Source organism: Streptomyces sp. NPDC005784 (assembly GCF_042871525.1).
Lineage (GTDB): Bacteria > Actinomycetota > Actinomycetes > Streptomycetales > Streptomycetaceae > Streptomyces.
The window spans coordinates 88,392-106,394 of sequence record NZ_JBIAIQ010000027.1 but is presented as its reverse complement, the minus strand read 5'-3'; the positions used below and the strand labels follow the sequence as shown (position 1 = coordinate 106,394).

18 protein-coding genes are annotated in these 18,003 nt (G+C 69.1%); 11 read left to right on the top strand and 7 right to left on the bottom strand.

All coding sequences use genetic code 11. From position 1 onward, the window contains the following. The first annotated feature begins 758 nt into the window (after positions 1 to 758). Positions 759 to 920: a hypothetical protein gene (locus ACFYR3_RS32495; RefSeq protein WP_389285506.1), complete on the top strand. Its 162-nt coding sequence runs from the start codon at positions 759 to 761 to the stop codon at positions 918 to 920. Between the two features lie 586 nt (positions 921 to 1,506). Here the strand turns inward: ACFYR3_RS32495 and ACFYR3_RS32490 are convergent. After that, entirely contained in the window at positions 1,507 to 3,009 is a 1,503-nt protein-coding gene (locus ACFYR3_RS32490) for an MFS transporter (protein ID WP_355855655.1), read from the bottom strand. An 813-nt stretch (positions 3,010 to 3,822) separates the two neighbouring features. Between ACFYR3_RS32490 and ACFYR3_RS32485 the strand changes: the two genes are divergently transcribed. After that, positions 3,823 to 4,635, top strand: coding sequence for a metallophosphoesterase family protein (locus ACFYR3_RS32485; RefSeq protein ID WP_355855658.1), 813 nt, complete (start codon positions 3,823 to 3,825; stop codon positions 4,633 to 4,635). A gap of 602 nt (positions 4,636 to 5,237) precedes the next feature. Then, the gene (locus tag ACFYR3_RS32480) at positions 5,238 to 5,561 is read left to right on the top strand and encodes a hypothetical protein (RefSeq protein WP_355855661.1); all 324 of its coding nucleotides are present in this window, start codon (positions 5,238 to 5,240) and stop codon (positions 5,559 to 5,561) included. A gap of 149 nt (positions 5,562 to 5,710) precedes the next feature. Here ACFYR3_RS32480 and ACFYR3_RS32475 read toward each other — a convergent pair whose 3' ends face one another. Next, entirely contained in the window at positions 5,711 to 6,547 is an 837-nt protein-coding gene (locus tag ACFYR3_RS32475) for a calcium-binding protein (RefSeq protein ID WP_355855664.1), read from the bottom strand. Between the two features lie 711 nt (positions 6,548 to 7,258). On the opposite strand from ACFYR3_RS32475, the gene ACFYR3_RS32470 reads away from it, so the two are divergent. The 5 genes from ACFYR3_RS32470 to ACFYR3_RS32450 all read left to right on the top strand — a co-directional run bounded on the left by ACFYR3_RS32470 (position 7,259) and on the right by ACFYR3_RS32450 (position 11,193). Beyond that, positions 7,259 to 7,456, top strand: a complete 198-nt coding sequence (locus ACFYR3_RS32470) for a hypothetical protein (RefSeq protein WP_389285503.1) — start codon at positions 7,259 to 7,261, stop codon at positions 7,454 to 7,456. Between the two features lie 306 nt (positions 7,457 to 7,762). Beyond that, complete coding sequence (locus ACFYR3_RS32465) at positions 7,763 to 8,203, top strand: MarR family winged helix-turn-helix transcriptional regulator (protein ID WP_389285501.1); 441 nt, start codon at positions 7,763 to 7,765, stop codon at positions 8,201 to 8,203. A 30-nt stretch (positions 8,204 to 8,233) separates the two neighbouring features. Then, positions 8,234 to 10,003, top strand: coding sequence for an MFS transporter (locus ACFYR3_RS32460; RefSeq protein ID WP_389285499.1), 1,770 nt, complete (start codon positions 8,234 to 8,236; stop codon positions 10,001 to 10,003). A gap of 54 nt (positions 10,004 to 10,057) precedes the next feature. Continuing rightward, positions 10,058 to 10,624: an isochorismatase family protein gene (locus tag ACFYR3_RS32455; protein ID WP_356784912.1), complete on the top strand. Its 567-nt coding sequence runs from the start codon at positions 10,058 to 10,060 to the stop codon at positions 10,622 to 10,624. 59 nt (positions 10,625 to 10,683) lie between these two features. Beyond that, positions 10,684 to 11,193, top strand: coding sequence for a YbhB/YbcL family Raf kinase inhibitor-like protein (locus ACFYR3_RS32450; RefSeq protein ID WP_355855679.1), 510 nt, complete (start codon positions 10,684 to 10,686; stop codon positions 11,191 to 11,193). A gap of 72 nt (positions 11,194 to 11,265) precedes the next feature. On the opposite strand, the gene ACFYR3_RS32445 is transcribed toward ACFYR3_RS32450, so the two are convergent. Both ACFYR3_RS32445 and ACFYR3_RS32440 read right to left on the bottom strand, forming a co-directional pair. Beyond that, positions 11,266 to 11,697, bottom strand: a complete 432-nt coding sequence (locus ACFYR3_RS32445; RefSeq protein WP_355855682.1) for a hypothetical protein — start codon at positions 11,695 to 11,697, stop codon at positions 11,266 to 11,268. Between the two features lie 504 nt (positions 11,698 to 12,201). Beyond that, on the bottom strand, positions 12,202 to 13,212 hold the full coding sequence (locus tag ACFYR3_RS32440) for a sigma-70 family RNA polymerase sigma factor (RefSeq protein ID WP_389285496.1): 1,011 nt from the start codon (positions 13,210 to 13,212) through the stop codon (positions 12,202 to 12,204). A gap of 158 nt (positions 13,213 to 13,370) precedes the next feature. Between ACFYR3_RS32440 and ACFYR3_RS32435 the strand changes: the two genes are divergently transcribed. Together ACFYR3_RS32435 and ACFYR3_RS32430 are read left to right on the top strand one after the other, a co-directional pair. Further along, on the top strand, positions 13,371 to 13,955 hold the full coding sequence (locus ACFYR3_RS32435) for a dihydrofolate reductase family protein (protein ID WP_355855688.1): 585 nt from the start codon (positions 13,371 to 13,373) through the stop codon (positions 13,953 to 13,955). Between the two features lie 501 nt (positions 13,956 to 14,456). After that, positions 14,457 to 15,344 carry a hypothetical protein gene (locus ACFYR3_RS32430; protein ID WP_355855691.1) on the top strand — a complete coding sequence of 296 codons (888 nt, stop codon included), beginning with the start codon at positions 14,457 to 14,459 and terminating at the stop codon, positions 15,342 to 15,344. A gap of 101 nt (positions 15,345 to 15,445) precedes the next feature. Here ACFYR3_RS32430 and ACFYR3_RS32425 read toward each other — a convergent pair whose 3' ends face one another. Beyond that, the gene (locus ACFYR3_RS32425) at positions 15,446 to 15,790 is read right to left on the bottom strand and encodes a hypothetical protein (protein WP_355855694.1); all 345 of its coding nucleotides are present in this window, start codon (positions 15,788 to 15,790) and stop codon (positions 15,446 to 15,448) included. A gap of 196 nt (positions 15,791 to 15,986) precedes the next feature. Then, positions 15,987 to 16,262, bottom strand: a complete 276-nt coding sequence (locus ACFYR3_RS32420; protein ID WP_389285525.1) for a transposase — start codon at positions 16,260 to 16,262, stop codon at positions 15,987 to 15,989. A gap of 101 nt (positions 16,263 to 16,363) precedes the next feature. Between ACFYR3_RS32420 and ACFYR3_RS32415 the strand changes: the two genes are divergently transcribed. Then, positions 16,364 to 16,678: a DUF6980 family protein gene (locus tag ACFYR3_RS32415; protein WP_355855697.1), complete on the top strand. Its 315-nt coding sequence runs from the start codon at positions 16,364 to 16,366 to the stop codon at positions 16,676 to 16,678. Between the two features lie 276 nt (positions 16,679 to 16,954). Here the strand turns inward: ACFYR3_RS32415 and ACFYR3_RS32410 are convergent, their stop codons facing one another. After that, a complete protein-coding gene (locus tag ACFYR3_RS32410) occupies positions 16,955 to 17,950 on the bottom strand; it encodes an aldo/keto reductase (protein WP_389285493.1) in 996 nt (331 codons plus the stop codon). Positions 17,951 to 18,003 lie beyond the last annotated feature (53 nt).

Here is an 18,003-nt window from a genome sequence, read left to right as displayed (position 1 = left end):
GGGCACGGCGCGCGTCCGCCGGGCGCCGGAGCATGGCGGGCCCGACGGGCCGAGCAGGAGGATTTTCGAACGCGGGGTGGGCGGCGGGAAGAAGGCGTACGGGATTCACGAATTTCTCCTCGGTTGGCGGATCGGGTGGAGCACCCGGACAACTTCGCTGATCACGGGGCCGATACGGGGTGGACCGGGTGACTGGTCGAGCGCAAGTTCGACGCGGGGTGCAGCGGGCAAGTGCGATCGGCTTGAGCGCCCGGCCCCTGCCCGTTCGATTCACTGGGCAGGGGGACACTGGCGACGCTGTAACCCGAGCGGGGGATTGCGTGAGGGCGTCGAGAGCACCTGTCTCCTCGGTCGGTCGTGGATGGGCCGTGGGACGGAACCCTCGGGCACGACACTGACAATCGGGCGGGTGGGGTGCCGGGATCCGGACAATCCGAGCGGCCGTTCCGGGCGCGACCGAAGGCCTTCGATCCGGCCGGATCGCCTGGGACGGAGCCGGGAGAAAGGATTCTCGAACTGGGCGGCGCAGTCCCGAGGTTGAGCGGTCGGAGACATGGCTTGATCTGCCCGCAGGGTGGTGCCGACCGGGTCGCGGTCCGGCATGGCGGACCGTCAACGGGCACATCGGCGGCTATCGTCAGCACCTTCGACGCCGGGCCTTTACGAGGGTGGAGTTCGCGGAACGCGTGCCGCACCGGGCCGGGGCGTCGATACGTTCGCCGGTGTGGCCGGCGAGTACTCCGTGACACTGCTCGGCCGTGAGCCGTGCCTGCGGGAAGGTGACGAAGAAGCGCAGTACGGCCATTCCCGCCCGTGACTTGAGCGTGCTGGGGCGCCCGCAGGAAGGCGGTCCGGCCGACGTCCCCGCCGCGCTACGCCGAGAGCGCGCCCGCATCCGCAGCGAGGTCGCCGCCGCCTGAGTGTGTGCGACCTGCAGTGCGTAATCCGAAGCGGTCGGAATTCGACCTTGAATCCGAGGGGGGCCCGGTGGATCAGGAGCGGATCAGGAACGGTACGTCGCAGAACCGAACCAGGAACTGCACCCTGGGAATTACCGCCGGGAGCGGTACAACGACACGAACGGCGCTGTCCACGAGACGACGCACTACGACGCGCACGGCAACGCCTTCACCGAGAACCACCAGCTCGGCCCCGCCGAGCGGTATGGGTACAACTATGTGGGGGCGGCCTCCCCCGAGCGGGCGGAGCTCACGCGCGGTCCTGGGCTCAGCCTCCTGGCTGTTCGACGGCGGCGGAGGGGCGTGGATGACGGTCGTGGGCACCCCTGTCGTGCTCGGCGTCCGGTACGGAATGACCCTGCGGGACGAGGCACGCCCGCGTCGTGACGACACCGGACTCGCGTAGTCGGTTGCGTCAGGACCCGGACCGTGGGGTCACCGACCTCGTGCCCGGGGCCTCTGGCGCCACCGCCACCCGGAGGCCCGTGGCCGTGTCGCAGCACTGCGAAAGACATGGCGGGGGGAGCCGCGCCGGAGGCCGTGCTACTCAGCCACCGCGCCGGACCATTTCCTCGGTGCCGCCCTCCTCGGCACCGCGCTGGACGGTCTCCACGGCCCGCTCCGGCTCGGGGTGTGCTTGGCGTACCCGCAGGTCGGCGACGGCCAGCAGCAGCGCGATCACGCTCATGCCGACGGCGGTGAGCAGCCCGAGCTGAATGGCCGTGACGGAGTGACCGTGGTCGGTCTCATGCGCGAAGTACACCGCGCCCACCACGGCGATCCCGGCGGCCGAGCCGATACGCTGCCCCGTCTGCAGCACCCCGCCGGCCGCACCGGCACGCTGCACGGGCACGCGGGTGAGGGTGAGCGTCGTGTTGGGGGAGACCGTGAGGCCCGAGCCGATCCCGGCGATGACCATCGGCAGGGCCGTGGCCCACCCGACACTCTGCAGGGGTACCAGCTGCACCGCAACGATCACCCCGAGCAGCCCCACCACCACCGCGACGAGGCCGAAGACGACCAGCTTGCGGCCGTGGCGCATCACCAGCCGGCCCCCGATGGCGGCGCCGACCGCCGAGGCGGCGGCGAAGGGCAGCACCGAGACACCGGCTGCCAGCGCGCTGTATCCGGCCGTGTTCTGCAGGAACAGCGAGTAGACGAAGAAGACCGTGGTGAAGCCCGCGAAGTAGGTCAGGCTGATCAGGGAGCCGAGCGTGAAGGAGCGCAGGGAGAACAGGTTCAGATCGACCAGCGGAGCCTGCCCGCGCCGGCCCTGCCGTCGCTCCCACGCCCAGAACGCGGCCAGCAGCAGCGCGGCCACCGGCAGAAGCGCCCACTTCAGCCGCCCCGTCCACTGCTGCTCCTGCACCAGCGGCAGCGTGAGCGCGAGCACGGCGGCGCCGAGGAGCAGCACGCCGAACAGGTCGAACTCCTCCCGCTTGCCCGTCGACGCCGGGAACCGGGGCAGCAGCCGCAGTCCCGCGGCGAGCGCGGCCACCCCGATGGGCAGGTTGACGAAGAACACCCAGCGCCAGCCGTCGTCGGTGCCCACGGCATCGATCAGCACACCGCCCACCAGCGGGCCCGCCGCCGTCGAGATCCCGATGACACTGCCCAGCAGGCCGAAGGCCTTGGCCCGCTCGGCACCCTGGAACATCTGCTGGATCAGCCCCGAGGTCTGCGGGGCGACCATGCCCGCCGCCGTGCCCTGGATCAGCCGGAACAGCACCAGCCAGGAGGCACTGGGAGCGAGGCCGCACGCCCCCGAGGCGAGCGTGAACAAGGCCAGCCCCAGCAGGAAGGCCTGGCGCCGCCCGCGCATGTCGCCCAGCCGGCCCGCCGGGACGAGCACCAGCCCGAAGGTCAGGGCATACCCGGAGACCACCCAGGACTGGGCGGCCTCCGAGGCGCCCAGTCCGTGCTCCATCGAGGGCAGCGCCACGTTCACGATCGAGGTGTCGAGCAGCGAGATGAAGCCCGCCGTCAGACAGACGGCGAGCGCCTTCCACCGCCGGGTGTCGGGGGCGGGCCGGGCTTGGACAGTGGTCATGGGGTCACGCTAAGCAGCCGCCTCGCCCAACGCATGGAAGGAGCCCTTCCGCGCGCGTCGCAGCCGTCAGGCCTCGTCCGAGATCTTTTGCTCCGCACACGCCCCCGCACCCCGTCCTCCTGCCCGAGCACTTCTCGCGCCACCCGCGGTACAGGGGGGTACGGAGTCGCCGGTCCTGGCGGCGCTCACGATGAAGACCGCCAGGTCCCGGCCGGTCGAGGCCCGATGGCGGGTGCAGTTCGGCGGTCTCCGCCCTGGTGAGAACCTCGCCGTCAACGGCCCACAGGCGCGGCAGGGTCGCGCCGAGTTTGTGGCGGCTGTCGCGGGCGCTCCGTAATTCGGCCTCCCGCGACGCTGTGCACGAAGATGGACGGAGCCCGTGGGCCGGGGGACTCCGTGTTGGCCGAAGGAGAACGCGATCAGGACCACTGGAGGGCGAACAGGCCCGGATCCGGATCCCGATCCCATCCGACGGACGACTACTTGCCGGGCTTCTGGCGGACCTCGACCTCCTTGAAGGCGCCGCTCACCGGCTCCTCCTTGATGTGGTCGGTGATGGAAAGTAGCCTCAGCACATTGCCCGCGAACAGTTCATGAAAAATGATGCAACTTGCTTTGCACGCAGCTGACTTGGCGTGCCGCGCGGGTGCTGTCCCGGCCCGGCGGACGGGCGGAATGCCGGAGGAGCATGACGGTCCACGAGCGGTCGAGGGCTCCTCGGACTCGTGATCCGGTAAGGCGCCGCACCTACCGCTGAACGCACCTGGCCCCGCTCGACCGAGGAAGCCCCAGCGACCACGAGGAATGGCAGCGATGGCCGACGACGACGTCGAACTGCACGGTCCGGCGACCTGGGAGGGACCGCCACGCCGGTACGGGCCCGTGGCCCGGGTCGCCGTACTCTCCGACGTGCACGCCAACATCCCCGCCCTCGACGCGGTGCTCGCCGAACCGGACGTCGCCGCGGCCGATCTCGTCGTGCTCTGCGGCGATCTGACCTGGGGGCCGCAGCCGCAGGAGACGTACGAACGCATCGTCGCGCTGGGCGGGCGCGCCCTGTGCGTACGCGGCAACGGCGACCGCTACGCCGCCCAGATCGGCACGGCCGCGCGGGTCGCGGACACCCCGCGCCAATCGTGGATCGCCGCACACCATTCGCCCGAGGCCATCCGCTTCCTGGACCGCCTCCCCTTCGGGGTCGTCGTCGAGATCGACGGGCTCGGACCGGTGCACTTCTGCCACGGTTCGCCGCGCAGCGACCACGAGTTGGTCACGCCGGGGACACCGCCCGAGCGGTTCGCGGACCTGTCGGCGGCCATCGAAGCGCGGGTCCTGGTCACCGGACACGCGCACCTCCAGTTCGACCGCGCGGTGGCGGGCCTGCGCAGCGTGAACCCGGGCAGCGTCGGGCTGCCGTACCACACGGGCGAACCGGGAACCGCGTACTGGGCGCTGCTGGGCCCCGATGTCCGGCTCAGGACCACCCGCTACGACGTCGCGGACGCCGTCGCGTGCGCCCGCCGCGCCGCCGACCCGGACGCGGAGCGTTACGCGGACACCTTGTTGAACGCACCCGATCCGGAGCAGATCGTCGTAGAGGCGGAGGACCGGATCTTCGTCAACTGACCGCGCGCGCCCATCACCTGGCGTTCGTGCGATCCGAGCGCGTCGCTCTGCGTGCATCAGGTAACCCCGGGCGCTGTGCTGTGCGGTGGGCGAGGTGGGCCTCGCGCGGTTCCTCCCACGCCGAGCGTTCCTCGACCACCGGCAGTCCGTTGGCCGCATTCCCGCCTACGCCTCCGGCCTTGCGACGTCCTCGTCGCGGGAGACGGGGAGGACGCGTTCGTCGTCGAGCGGGTCGGCGAGCGGGGTGTCGACGCCCGACCGCTCGCGCAACTCCGCAGCGTGGCCAATGTCGTGGGGCCACACGGCGGCGGCCAAGAAACCGTGCCGGCGCCTCGGATGGCCCCAAACGAGCCTCGAACGGGCGGTCCACAGACCGAGCTTGGGGGAGTGTCAGGTCCATCATGCCTGCTCGAAGGCCGGTTGCGGTAGGACGGAGCGCACGTCCGTTCGGGCTTGTCGCAGGTGGTGGTCCGCCCGCAGACTCGTCGTCATCCACTCTCCGGCGTTCGTGTCGGCAGCCGTTCCCGGCTGCCGGCGCGTTCGCTGTGCTGTCCCGTCGTGGGACGGGCGCGGGTCGGGAGTAAGGGAACGAAGGGGGATCGGTGGATCAGGACATGGCCGTACTGGCGAGGGTCAAGCTGCTCAGTGCCAACCGACGGGTGGTGCGCGGTGCGGAGGGGCTGTGGATCTACCGCCTCCTGACACAGGTCGAGCCGGAGGCGTACGGGTCCAAGCTGGCCTACGTCCTGGTGGAGGCCAGCGCTTCGCCCCTGGTACGGGAGTTGCCTGAGCGACGGCTGGCCCTGTTGGACGAGGCGGTGACAGTGGCGACGGCCCTCGGTGCGTCGAACCCCTACCGGGCGAAGGTGCTGGCGAGGGCACTGGCCGCCAGGCGGCGGGAGTTGGAGGGTCGCTCGGCGACGTAAACGGCGTCACGGAGGACCCGGGTGGCCAAGTCCCTTACATGTCGTAGGGGGCTCGCAGCCGGGCCTTGTCCGAGCTGCCAAGCAGGGGTGTGAGGGAGATCGTGCTCCCTCACACCCCTGACGGGCCCTGAGTTCTGCCTGTTTCAGCTCTAGTTCTGGTAGACCTTGTCGGTGCCCGGGCCGCCGGAGAGTGTGTCGGTGCCCGTGCCGCCGTGCAGCAGGTCGTTGCCGCTGTTGCCGTAGATCTTGTCGTTGCCGCTGTCGCCGTACAGCTTGTCGTTGCCCTTGCCGCCGTAGACGAGGTCGGCACCGGAGCCGCCGTGGATGACGTCGTTGCCGTCGTCCCCGTACATGCCGAAGTCCTGCCCCGAGGCGGTGCCCGTGAGGGTGTCGTTGCCGGGACCGCCGTGGCACGCGGCGTCGCAGTTGGTGATCGTGTCGTTGCCCGCGCCGCCGAACGGGCCAACGGCCCAGACGCCTCCGCCGCCGTCGAGGCGGTCGTTGCCGTCGTCCCCGTAGAACACGGCGGCGCGGCTGCCCTTGAGGACGTCGTTGCCCTTGCCGCCGTGGATCGAGGTGTACGCGGAGCCGGTGACTGTCGCGGTGTCGTTGCCGTCACCGAGGTCGACGTCGTAGTCGTCCGAGTCGTCGGAACCCAGAGGGATGGCCACCGTGCACTCGGCGACCTTGTGGTCGGTCGCCGACGGGTAGCTGCACGCGTTCGTGGAGAGGGTGATGTCGAACTTGTCGCGGAAGGTCAGGAGGTAGTCCTCACCGAACTGTGAGGGGTCGACGTCGACGACCTTCGCGGTGACCGTCAGGTTGTTGGCCTGTCCGGCGCCGGCCTCGTACCAGAGCTCGCCGTCGGCGTGGACGAGAGAGGCCGAACTCGCCGTGGCCGCCTGGGCGATGGACGCGGCGTACACGCCTCCGCCGAGGGCCAGAGCGAGAGAGGCGGTGGAGGCAATAGTCCTTATCGTGCGCATGCAGAAGTAACCCTTCGCGGAATCAGTGATGTTCAGGCCTGACGAAGAAAGGCGCCGGTGAATTCGTCGTCACCGCTGCCGCTGTCGTCACGGCGGTCAGCGGTCAGCGATCGGCAATCGAGTCGTGAACCCGCGCCTGTGTGCGGGGTTGTTGTTTCCGATCACACGTTTAGACACCGCACCCCGGGCGGGGGTTGTACCGGAATTACCTCAGTTCTCGCAAGTAACCTTGATTTTCCTGCCGTTAACCCGCGGGATGCCGGCATGTGGTCTTTTCGTCGCCTCTCCCCAGGGGCTGAGGTGGCGGAATGCTGATCGGGGCGTGGGCGGGGCCGCCTCCCTGCGAACATCTGCCCTGTGTCAGCAGCGGAAGTTCCCGCCGGCTCTTCCCCGGCCGCCGGCCCGGGCAGCCGATGAATTCGGTCAGCCTCCGAGTCCATATGTCTGTCTGAGTACTTCGAAATTCCAGTTCGCAGCCAAGCTGTGACAGCTGACAGCTGACAGCTGACGAGGGAGTTGCTGTTCCGTGAGCGTGACACGGTGACGGGAGCCCGCGACGCGGCCCATGCCTGTCATGTGGGGTGGCTCCGGTGTTGGGCTCGGGCGCTTCTATTGTTTCCCTGTGATCGCCCGGGGCGGCCCCGGGCGAGGTGGGGGTAAGCAGTGGAAAAGACGTGGTTTGAAGCGGTGTTCCGCAGGAGAGCGCATCCGGTGTTGCGCGTACTGGGCAACCTGGTGGGCGGCATGATCCAGGTCTGGTGGGTGATCTACGTGATCACCCGGTTCCACGGTGTGTGGCGGTGGCCGGCCGCCGCTATGGGTCTCCTGGCGTTGGTCTTCGCAGGCCGGGGCGTGGCCGTGGCGGTGCAGGATCTCCTGCGGCGCGGTGCCGCGCCGTCGCCGGAGTGACGCGGCCGGCGCGAGGGCTTCACCTCGAACAAGAAGAATCGCTCACGCGTCGTCCCCTTCGGTGCTTCTGGCCGTGCTCGCGCTGTCCGGGACCGGGTGCGGCCTGGGGCCGACGGACCCGGCGAACCCACCCCTGTTCGGCGCTCGCACGGACGGGGGGACGGTCATCATCAAGATCCCCCTCTGTGTCACGGGACGACATACGGCGCGTGGAGGTCACCGACCCAGATCGACGCGCAACTCCACTGCGGGACAGCAAGTGAGAGACGGATTTACTAAGGCAGGTTGATAAAGTAGCCTTAGTATATGAGTGCTGACCTGGATCCTGAAGGAGTCGCCTCGGCCCTGCTGGCGAGTCTCAGCGGGCTGGTGCGACGCGTACGCCAAGTACCGATCGACGGCGGACTCACGATGCCCGAGCGGACCGCTCTGTCGCGGCTGGACGGCTCGGGCCCCACCACCTCCTCGGCGCTGGCCCGGGAAGTGCAGATCACCGCACAGGCCATGGGGGCGACGCTCAGCGCGCTGCGGGTCCGTGGCCTGGTCGAACGCCGCTCCGATCCGAAGGACGGCAGGCGTGTCGTGCTGACCGTGACCGACGCCGGTCGGCAGGCGCTGAAGGACAAGCGCAACGCACGGACCGAGCTCATCGCACGGGCCCTGGCCAGCGGCTCGTTCACCCCGGCGGAGCTGGAGCAGCTGGCAGCGGCCGCGCCGTTGCTGGAGCGGCTGTCCCAGAACATCTGACGCCAACGCAAGCATGAGGAAGCCAAGTTGATGACGGATCCTCCCGGGACGCGCGTCGCGCGCCGCTCGGCCGGTGACGACCGGTACAAGTGGACGGCGCTGACGAACACGACCGCCGCGGTCCTCATGTCCGCGCTGGACGGTTCCATCGTGCTGATCGCCCTGCCGGCGATCTTCCGGGGCGTGCACCTGGACCCGCTGGCTCCGGGCAACATCGCCTACCTGCTCTGGATGATCATGGGGTACCGGCTGGTCCAAGCCGTCCTGGTGGTCACGGTGGGCCGGCTGGGAGACATGTACGGCCGGGTCCGGATCTACAACTCCGGGTTCGCCGTCTTCACCTTCGCCTCGATCCTGCTGTCCTTCGACCCCTTCGACGGCGGACACGGAGCGATGTGGCTGATCGCCTGGCGATTGGTGCAGGCCGTCGGCGGCTCGATGCTGACCGCGAACTCGGCCGCGATCCTGACCGACGCATTCCCCGAGGAGCAGCGCGGCTTCGCCCTGGGCATCAACCAGGTCGCCGGCCTGGGCGGGATGTTCATCGGCCTGGTCGCCGGTGGTCTGTTGTCGGCCTGGGACTGGCGGGCGGTGTTCTGGGTGAACGTACCCGTCGGCGTGTTCTTCACGCTGTGGGCCTACCGCACCCTGCGCGAGAGCGGTAACCGCGGCGGCGGCCGGATCGACTGGTGGGGCAACATCACGTTCGCGGTGGGGCTGAGCGCGGTCCTGATCGCGGTCACCCTCGGCCTGCAACCCTACGGCGGGCACACCATGGGCTGGACCGACCCGCTGGCCGACGGGCTGATCGTCGGTGGACTGGCCCTCCTGGCGGCGTTCGTCGCCATCGAGAACCGAGTCTGTGCGCCGATGATCCAACTGGGTCTCTTTCGCCTGCGAGCCTTCACCTTCGGCAACCTGGCGAGCCTGGCCATCTCGATCGGCCGCGGCGGGATGCAGTTCGTGCTGATCATCTGGCTGCAGGGCATCTGGCTTCCGTTGCACGGCTACGACTACGAGGCCACACCACTGTGGGCCGGCATCTTCATGCTGCCGCTGACCGCCGGGTTCCTCGCCGCCGGGCCCGTTTCCGGATACCTGTCCGACCGGCTCGGCTCCCGGGGGCTGGCCACCGGCGGCGCGGTGCTGTTCGGCGCCAGCTTCCTGGGCCTGATGCTCCTGCCGATCGACTTCAGCTACTGGATCTTCGCTGTGCTGATCGCGCTCAACGGGATAGCCAGCGGCATGTTCGCCTCCCCCAACTCCTCCTCGATCATGGGCAGCGTGCCCGCGCACCTGCGCGGTGTCGCCTCCGGCATGCGCGCCACCTTCCAGAACTCCGGCACCGCCGTTTCCATCGGTGTGTTCTTCTCCCTCATGATCGCCGGACTGGCCGGCAGTCTCCCGCACTCCCTCGCCGACGGACTGCAACAGCACGGCGTACCGGCTCACGTCGCCACCCACGTCGGCAGCCTGCCCCCGGTCTCGTCCCTGTTCGCCGCCCAACTGGGCGTCAACCCGATCCAGCACCTGCTCCAGCCCAGCGGCGCACTGACCCATCTGACGGCAGTGCAGCAACAGACGCTGACCGGACGCGAGTTCTTCCCGACCCTGATCGCCGGCCCCTTCCACTCCGGCCTGGTCATCGTGTTCGCCTTCGGCGCCACCCTCGCCTTCCTCGCCGCGATCGTCTCCCTCCTGCGCGGCACCGGCCCCGCCGCCAAGACCCGAGGACCGCAAACGACTGCCCCTGGAGACGCCCTCGCTCCCGCGACCGACGGCCGGGCCGCCGGCGGTTGAGACCACCAGGCCCCCGAGCCCGGCAATCAGCCGACATCCACAGGAGATGCAACCTTGGCACTGACAACGATCGACCCCACGTCCGCGCTCGTCGTGATCGACCTGCAGAAGGGCATCGTCTCGGCCCAGACCGACCCTTCGGTCACCGCCGTCGTCAAGCAGGCGACCCATTTGACGACCGAGTTCCGGCGGCACGGCCTGCCCGTGGTCCTGGTCAACGTCACCGGACGCGCGCCCGGCCGCACCGAGGCCGGACGGTCCGGCAGCGCCATCCCACCGCTCGCCGACTGGGCCGACCTCATCGACGAACTCGACGTCCGGCCGACCGACCACCTGATCACCAAGCGGCGGCGCAGCGCGTTCCACGACACCGGCCTCGACACTCTCCTGCGGGACCTGGGGGTCACCCAGATCGTGCTCGCCGGCCTCTCGACCGGCTCAGGCGTCGAGTCGACGGCACGCTCGGCCTCCGACTACGGCTACCACGTCGTCCTGGCCACCGACGCCATGAGCGACCCCGACCCCGATGCCCACCGGCACAGTGTCGAACGCGTCTTCCCCAAGCTCGGCGAGACCGCCACCACCGCCGAGGTCATCCACATGATCGAGGCAACACGATGACGCTGCTCGGCCGACTCCTGAACAACCGCAGAGCAGGCGAGACCGGCACAGCGTGGAACATGCCCAACCTGCAGGGCCCCGAGCTGCTGACCCTCACCAGCAAACACTTCAGCAACGGCGAGGGCATGCCGCTGGAGCACTGCGCGAAACACATCGGAGGCGACGACCTGTCCCCCCACCTGGCCTGGACCCCGCCGCCACCCGGCACCGCCCAACTCCTCTTGGTCGTCGAGGACATCGACGTCCCCATGGCCAAGCCCGCGGTGCACTGCGTCGCCCTGATCGACCCGGCATCCGGGCACCTCGGCCCCGGCGCCCTCAGCGCACGGGAACCAGCCACCGGAGTGCGGCTGCTGCGGTCCACCATCGGACGCGGGTACCACGGTCCCGCACCCATCAAGGGCCACGGGCCGCACCACTACATCTTCCAGCTGTTCGCCCTCTCAACCCCCGTGGACAGGATCCCCGGCTCAACGCCGGTGGACCGGGCACGGCCCCGCGTCCTCCTGCCCGCCATCACCGCACCCGTCCTCGACCGCGGCCGACTGACCGGCGTCTTCGAACGCTGACCCGAACCAGGCCCCGACACGGCACTGCCACGGGGCCCGGAACAGATCGCAGAGGGCCGTCGGCGGCGTGCGTCAGGTGGAGGCGGACTCTATGCCCTTCAGGATGTCCCGCTCCTCCTCACGTATCCGGTTCCGCTCCCGGACCTGCGCACAGAAGTTGCGCAGCGCTTCGGGGTCGGCGGCGGTCTCGCTGTCCACGACCGTGCGGGATCCGTCGCCGACCTCGACGATTGTCTGGTCCATGCGGCCGCTGTCGTGGATGGCCATGAAGGTCATCCACTCGTCGATGACGGCCGGAGTCAGGTCGATGTCCAGGCGACGCTCGGAGGAAGAATCGTCCGGGTCGATGGGTTCGGCTATTCCTGCGAGCACGGCGAAAGCAAGGACGCGCAGGGCCGCGTACTCCTTGGGATCCATTGGGTCTTCGAGCGTGTCGAGGTAGAGCTTGGCGAGTTCGTGGGCCTGGGGACCCGGCTCGGCACCGGCGCTCTCGTGGTCGTGCAAGGACGTTCGCTCTCGTCTCTTTGGTCATGCGCCGGGGCGCCTGCGGCCATGCCGGTCAACGCGACAGCGGGATCACCGACTCGCCTCGTCCTGCCGCACGGAGAGTCCCGATGCGACAGGTGGGCGCGTCCAGCGGATCCGGGAACAGTACTTTTGGCGGCACCAATCATCGCCAGGCGGGTCGGTCACCGCTACCCACTTTTCGCGGATCTCGCGGATCTCGCGCTTGACCGGTGCAGGGATACCGCTGTGGTGCTGTTGACGTGATTCGCTGAGATGGCGGACGAGCCGGGGAGCGGTCGCCGGGGGGTCGCTGAAGCAGGATCTGCGCGCCGGTGCGCAAGGTGAGCATCTGCCCCAAGGCACCCACGAGTTGATGCGCCTTTTCCAGCTGGGGCAGGCGGCCCGCAGGGGCTTCCAGTCCGTGCGGCCTCGTGCGGGACCGCAGGACCGCCGGATCTGGAACGTGATGCGGTCCTCCCTCTTGGAGGGCCGATGACCTGGCTATCGGCTCGGGAGTGATCGCGGCAGCCCGAACCAAGGGAGCACGCTGTTGTCGAATCGGGTCATGGCGCAGATCCGATCGCCGGTGAGAGTGAGGACGTAGAGGCCGACCCCGTGGCTGACGCCGTTGGGATCACGCAGGTAGGCCCCGAATGCCGGCTGGCCGTTGGCTCGCGATGGGACGAGGTCGAACCTGCGGCCCGCGTCGAACAGGCCGGCGCAGAAGCGGGCTACGACGTCCCGGCCCTGGTATTCGAAGGGCATCGGTGGCATCGACATGAAGACGTCGTCGGTCAGGAGGGCCACCAGCGCATCGAGATCGGCGGACTCCCACGCTTGGACGAACTTCGCCACGATCGCGTCCTCGACGGGTGAGCCGACGGCGGGAGGCGGACGGTGACCGGCGGTCGGCGGGCGGTGGCGCTCCAGGCCGGCGCGCGCTCGTTTGAGGGCGCTGTTGACCGATTCGACGGTCGAGTCCAGCATGTCGGCTACTTCGCTCGCCTTGAACCCCAGGACATCGCGCAGGATGAGGACGGCGAGCTGGCGGGGCGGCAGGACCTGAAGGGCGGTCACGAAGGCCAGCGAGATGGATTCGGTCTGCTCGTAGCGGGCCTCCGGGCCGAGCGGCACCTCGACCGCACCCTCCAGGGGCGCACCGGGAAACGGCTGCAGCCATACGACCTCGCCGAGCTGGGTCGGCTCGGGCGGTTCAACCCCTGGCACATCCCACTCCTTGGCCGGGCGCCGGCTGGCCGCGCGACGCGCGTCGAGACACCGATTGGTGGCGATCCGGTACAGCCAGGTGCGCAGCGAGGCGCGTCCCTCGAACCCGCCGAGGCTCTGCCAGGCGGTCAGCAGCGTGTTCTGGAGGGCGTCCTCGGCGTCCTCGAAGGAACCGAGCATGCGATAGCAGTGCACCTGCAGCTCTCGAAGGTACGGCTCGGCCAGTTCCCGGAACGCCTGCCCGTCCCCGGCCCGCGCCCTTGCGATCAGATCGGCTGCCATCATCCTCACCGTCACCTTCTTCCCGTACCTTGCCGCACTTCCATCCTGTATAGGCGCCGGCCGAGGGGCGAACTGGGCGGTCCGAAGGCGCCCAGTTTCCCAGCGCCGCGGCGCCTGTACCTACGTGGCCGACGACAACGCCGGCGCGAAGGAGGATCGAAATGGGAAAGATCGTGATGAGCGGACCGCAGAACGTCTCGCTCGACGGAGTGGTCCAGGACCCGGACGGCAAGGAGGGCTTCGAGCTGGGCGGCTGGTTCGTCCAGTTCGGGGGCAAGGACCTCGAAGAGTGGAACAAGGTCGCGCTCGAGGAGGCGCTACGCGCCGAGGCATGGCTGCTGGGTCGCAAGAGCTACGAGTTCTTCGGGGTGCGGTGGCAGCCCCGGAGCGGCGAGCTTGCGGACCGGTTGAACACCATGCCCAAGTACGTCGTGTCCTCGACCCTCGAAGAACCCGACTGGAACAACTCGACGGTTCTGAAGGGCGACGTTGTGACCGAGGTTTCGAAGCTGAAGCAGGAGCTGGACGGAGAGATCGTCGTCCCTGCCAGCTATCGGCTCGGCCGTACGTTGATCGAGCACGACCTCGTCGACGAGGTGCGGATGGTCGTCTTCCCGGTCGTGCTCGGGGCCGGCGAACGGTTCTTCGGCGAGGCCGGCGGCAAGAAGGCCATGCGCTTGGTCGACACCCGGACCATCGGTGACGGCCTGGCCTTCCTCACCTACCAGTTCGTCCAGAACGCCTAGCGGCCAAGCGGCCGAAGGATCGCCAAGCACTCGGATGGCCCGGACGTGAACCGGGTCCGGCCGGGCTCGACATGCCACGCGTGCCCTCGTCGAGCCCGGCCCGCCACTGCCCATCGGATCTTGGCTGGATCAACAACGCCCGAACCGTGCAGCTCCCCGGCATCACCGCCTTCGCCCGCGGCTTGACCTGCGATCTGGAGGCCGTGGCTGCCGGTTGCGCACCCTGCCCCGGAACTACAGGAGGCACCGAAGGCGCCTTGTCCGAGCTACTGGGTATGCGCCGGCCCTATCCGCATCTCAAGCTCAATCGCTGCTCGTGGGCGCGGTGCTCGGGCAGGCATCGCACGGCATCCCTGCGAGTGGCCGCCCGACTGCCTAACGTGACGAGGGGTGGTATACGACGACCAAACTCAGCGGCCCCGCTCTCACCACCTACGGGGCCGAGCAGTCCCTGACCGCGACCGTAACCGGACCGGTGACAAGCCGGCCGCCGGGGCCGCCGTGTCCCTGCAGTTCCGGCCGGAGGGCAGCACGGCCTGGAGCACCATCGCGAAGGCCACCGTGGACAGCAAGGGCACGGCCCGCTTCACCACCACGGCCAAGCGCAACGGGACCTGGCGCGCGATCACCGCCGAGAAGAAGCTGACCTGGGCGACGTCAACGAGCGCCGCGGTCACGGGCAAGGTCAAGGCGACGCTCACTGTGAAGAGCCCCGCGACCGGTGTCCACCACGGCAAGAGCGTCACCTACCACGCCACGAGCACGCCGTACGTGTCCGGCACCAAGATCTACTTCCAGGTCCGCAAGGGCGACGGCACCTGGACCACCCTCGTCGCCGCCGGTCTCGGCTCCGACGGGACCGCGGCCGGGCAAGTTGGTGTTCTCCCGCGCTGGTACCTGCACCGTGCGCGCCTACCGTCCCGCAGGCACCACCCTGACCGGCTCGTACTCCAAGGCCTGGACCGTGCACGTCAGCTGAATCGACGCCCGGTCCGCACGAGCCGCTGGGCCGCACCCGACTCGGCCGCACATCCCGCACGGGCGATCGGGGCCTCGGCGACCCGCATTGAGCCCCACCCCTCGGCCCCTGAAGCGCCGAAGTCGGTAACCAGCGCGTCGCCTGTCGAGCTCGCGGTTCACGAAGGCTCAAGTAGCGCGGCGACCCCAGTGGTGCGAGCGACGATCTCCCGGAAGGTGGGAACTTCCAGGTCGACGGACTCCTGCTGCCGCGAGGTCTGCGCGTCGAGTTGGGTGAGCTTCTCCTCGGCCTGCGTCAGGCTGCTCTGCGGGCCTTCGCTCTCGCCGAGCCAGCCCTCGCGTTCGGCTTCCAGGATGCGTGCGAGGAGGTCGTCACGGATCTCGACGAGCCGCGGGCGTTCGGAGGCGTGAATGATCAGGACGGAACAACGGACACGTGCGTGTTCGTGGGCGGAGTCGCTGCCGTCGCCGCAGCCGGGAGGAGCCGAGGATACTCGGGGGCGGGGCCACGGTCACTGTCCCTCGCTGGTGGCGCGCAGGGCGAGGTCTCGTAGCACCTGAGCGGAGGGGACTTCGGGATCGCCGCGATCGTGTTCTGCGGCGAGTTGGTGGAAGGCGGCGGCGAATGCCCCGAAGGCCGTGAAGATCGGGCCGCTCATGGCTTGGGCGATGGCGTTGGCGACCTCTTGCGGGGCGGCGTCGTCGTCGACGTCCACGCTCCTTGGGAAGATGTCCTTCACCAGCTCGTTGAGCAGGACATCGCTTTCGCTGTCGGGTTCGGGTGCGTCGTCCCCGACGTACTCACGTGTCTTGGTGAGGATCGCGACGACGCGTGTCATCACTTCTTCGTCGTTCATGGGACGAGCCTAGGGCGTGCATCGAATGCGCTGGTCACCGCGACTCGTTGATGGCCCCTACGAGGACGGTCGCCTCGTAGCGGACCGCGGGTTGTCGTCCCTCGTGGCCACGGCGCGGTGCCTTGTGAAGCGATGGCTGCCGCACCCGACCGCGTGCCGAGCCTTGCACTCTTCCGGGTCGAACTTCGGCCGGTGATCATGTCCCCCGTGTCGACCTGTGCCTGCGGTGCTGTGAAGATCCGATGCCAGGTGCCGTCCCGTCGCCGACGCGGAAAAGGTCGTACACCCGGCTCCAGGGACCGTACTTGGTGGGTATGTCCCGCCACGGGATGCCAGTGCGGACGACCAGTGCGGACGACCAGTGCGGACGACCAGTGCGGACGCGGAACCGTATGTCGTCGATCAGCCGCCGTCGGCTCCATATCGGTGGTCGGCCGGGCTTCCTCCTCTTCGGCAACAGCCCCTCCAGCACCGCCCATTGCGCGTCCGTCAGATCTCCACGTGCCAACCGGTGATCACTACAGACCGTGATCTACTTCTGGTCACGATGCCGACCAACGGGAAGCCGAGGTCATGACCGGTCACTGCTGCGGTGCGATGACCAGCCGCGTGAACGTGTGCTGCGATCAGCACGACGACCCCTTCGCCTGCCCGGACGCACTGGTTGACTTCAGCGCCAAGTTCCAGGAGTACGGGCTGATCATCCATGACGGCGGCACGTCGAGCGTCACGATCGACTTCTGCCCCTGGTGCGGACGACGCCTCCCCGAGTCGCAGCGGGACCGATGGTTTGACGAGCTGGAGCGCCGCGGGATCGATCCTTGGGAGGACGAGGTGCCTGCCGAGTTCCAGGACGACCGCTGGCTCGGCTCTCTGCACCAGGAGTGACGCACCAGCAGCCTCGGGCCACTTCCGATCCACGGCCTAGATCCTGCACGCGCGGCGCTCCCGGTGCATCAGCCGGGGGCAGCGGGGCGACTCCACCTTGTGTGAGGGGCCGGTTGCGGTGGTGGTCCGATAGCCAGCCAGCCAGCCAGCCAGCCAGCCAGCCAGCCAGCCAGCCGACCGTCCGGCCAGGTCCAGGGGCGGGGATTGGCCGGCGTGACATCGCTCCGGGCGACCTCGCCGACTGGCTGGTCACCTTCGGCACGGTGAGGGGCAGACTCAGTTGCCTGCGCCGAGGCTGGACATGAACGCGGAAGGGTATCGGTCGCCACGCGCCGCGCCCGGCGGCACCGCCTTCTCGATCTCGGCGAGGTCGTCCGCGGTGAGGATCAGCTCCATTGCGGGCAGTGCCTCGGCCAGCCGCTCTCGGGTGCGAGCGCCGACCAGCGGCACGATGTCGTCGCCCTGTGCGCTCACCCAGGCGATGGCCAGCTGGGCAACGGTGCAACCCTTCACGTCGGCGACCCGGCGCAAGGCGTCGACAAGGGCGAGGTTGTGTTCCACGTTCCCGCTCGAGAATCGCGGGCTGAACCCTCGGCTGTCGCTGGGGTCGGCAGGCGGGCCGGCGGACCAATGCCCGGAAATCAGACCGCGGCTGAGGACGCCGTACGCGGTCAGACCGATGCCGAGGTCCCGCAGCGCAGGCAGAATGTCCGCCTCCACCGCGCGGGAGATCAGCGAGTACTCGATCTGAAGATCGGCGACCGGGTGCACGGCATGCGCCCGGCGGATCGTCGCCGCGTCGACCTCCGAGAGACCGAGGTGCCGGACATACCCGGCGTCGATCATTTCCTTGATCGCGCCCACCGTCTCCTCGATCGGTACCGCCGGGTCCAGCCGGGCGGGACGGTAGATGTCGATGTGGTCGGTGCCCAGGCGGGTCAGCGAGTAGGCCAGGAAGTTCTTCACCGCCTCGGGACGGCCGTCCGTCCCGCCGAACTGCGGGCCCGGCCCTCGCAGCATGCCGAACTTCACGCTCAACTGGTAACTGTCCCGATTCCGGCCGCGCAGCGCCTCGGCGATCAGCAGCTCGTTGTGGCCCATCGCGTAGAAGTCGCCGGTGTCGATCAGCGTGACACCGCTCTCCAGCGCGGCGTGCACGGTGGCGATACTCTCCGTGCGGTCGGCCGCGCCGTACACGCCCGACATGCCCATGGCGCCCAGGCCCAGCGCGGAAACGGCCGGGCCGGTGGTGCCCAGGGTTCGTGTGTGCATCGCGTTCTCCTTCGTCGTTGCTCTGCCACCCACTGTGCGCTCGCGCCGCGAGG

What these genes read in the sequence shown, in the direction of transcription:
- ACFYR3_RS32435 (WP_355855688.1), top strand. Translation starts at nt 13,371, where the DNA reads ATGGGAAAGATCGTGATGAGCGGACCGCAGAACGTCTCGCTCGACGGA.
- ACFYR3_RS32475 (WP_355855664.1), bottom strand. Translation starts at nt 6,547, where the DNA reads ATGCGCACGATAAGGACTATTGCCTCCACCGCCTCTCTCGCTCTGGCC.
- ACFYR3_RS32460 (WP_389285499.1), top strand. Translation starts at nt 8,234, where the DNA reads ATGACGGATCCTCCCGGGACGCGCGTCGCGCGCCGCTCGGCCGGTGAC.
- ACFYR3_RS32465 (WP_389285501.1), top strand. Translation starts at nt 7,763, where the DNA reads ATGAGTGCTGACCTGGATCCTGAAGGAGTCGCCTCGGCCCTGCTGGCG.
- ACFYR3_RS32410 (WP_389285493.1), bottom strand. Translation starts at nt 17,950, where the DNA reads ATGCACACACGAACCCTGGGCACCACCGGCCCGGCCGTTTCCGCGCTG.
- ACFYR3_RS32415 (WP_355855697.1), top strand. Translation starts at nt 16,364, where the DNA reads ATGACCGGTCACTGCTGCGGTGCGATGACCAGCCGCGTGAACGTGTGC.
- ACFYR3_RS32490 (WP_355855655.1), bottom strand. Translation starts at nt 3,009, where the DNA reads ATGACCACTGTCCAAGCCCGGCCCGCCCCCGACACCCGGCGGTGGAAG.
- ACFYR3_RS32485 (WP_355855658.1), top strand. Translation starts at nt 3,823, where the DNA reads ATGGCCGACGACGACGTCGAACTGCACGGTCCGGCGACCTGGGAGGGA.
- ACFYR3_RS32450 (WP_355855679.1), top strand. Translation starts at nt 10,684, where the DNA reads ATGCCCAACCTGCAGGGCCCCGAGCTGCTGACCCTCACCAGCAAACAC.
- ACFYR3_RS32440 (WP_389285496.1), bottom strand. Translation starts at nt 13,212, where the DNA reads ATGATGGCAGCCGATCTGATCGCAAGGGCGCGGGCCGGGGACGGGCAG.
- ACFYR3_RS32425 (WP_355855694.1), bottom strand. Translation starts at nt 15,790, where the DNA reads ATGAACGACGAAGAAGTGATGACACGCGTCGTCGCGATCCTCACCAAG.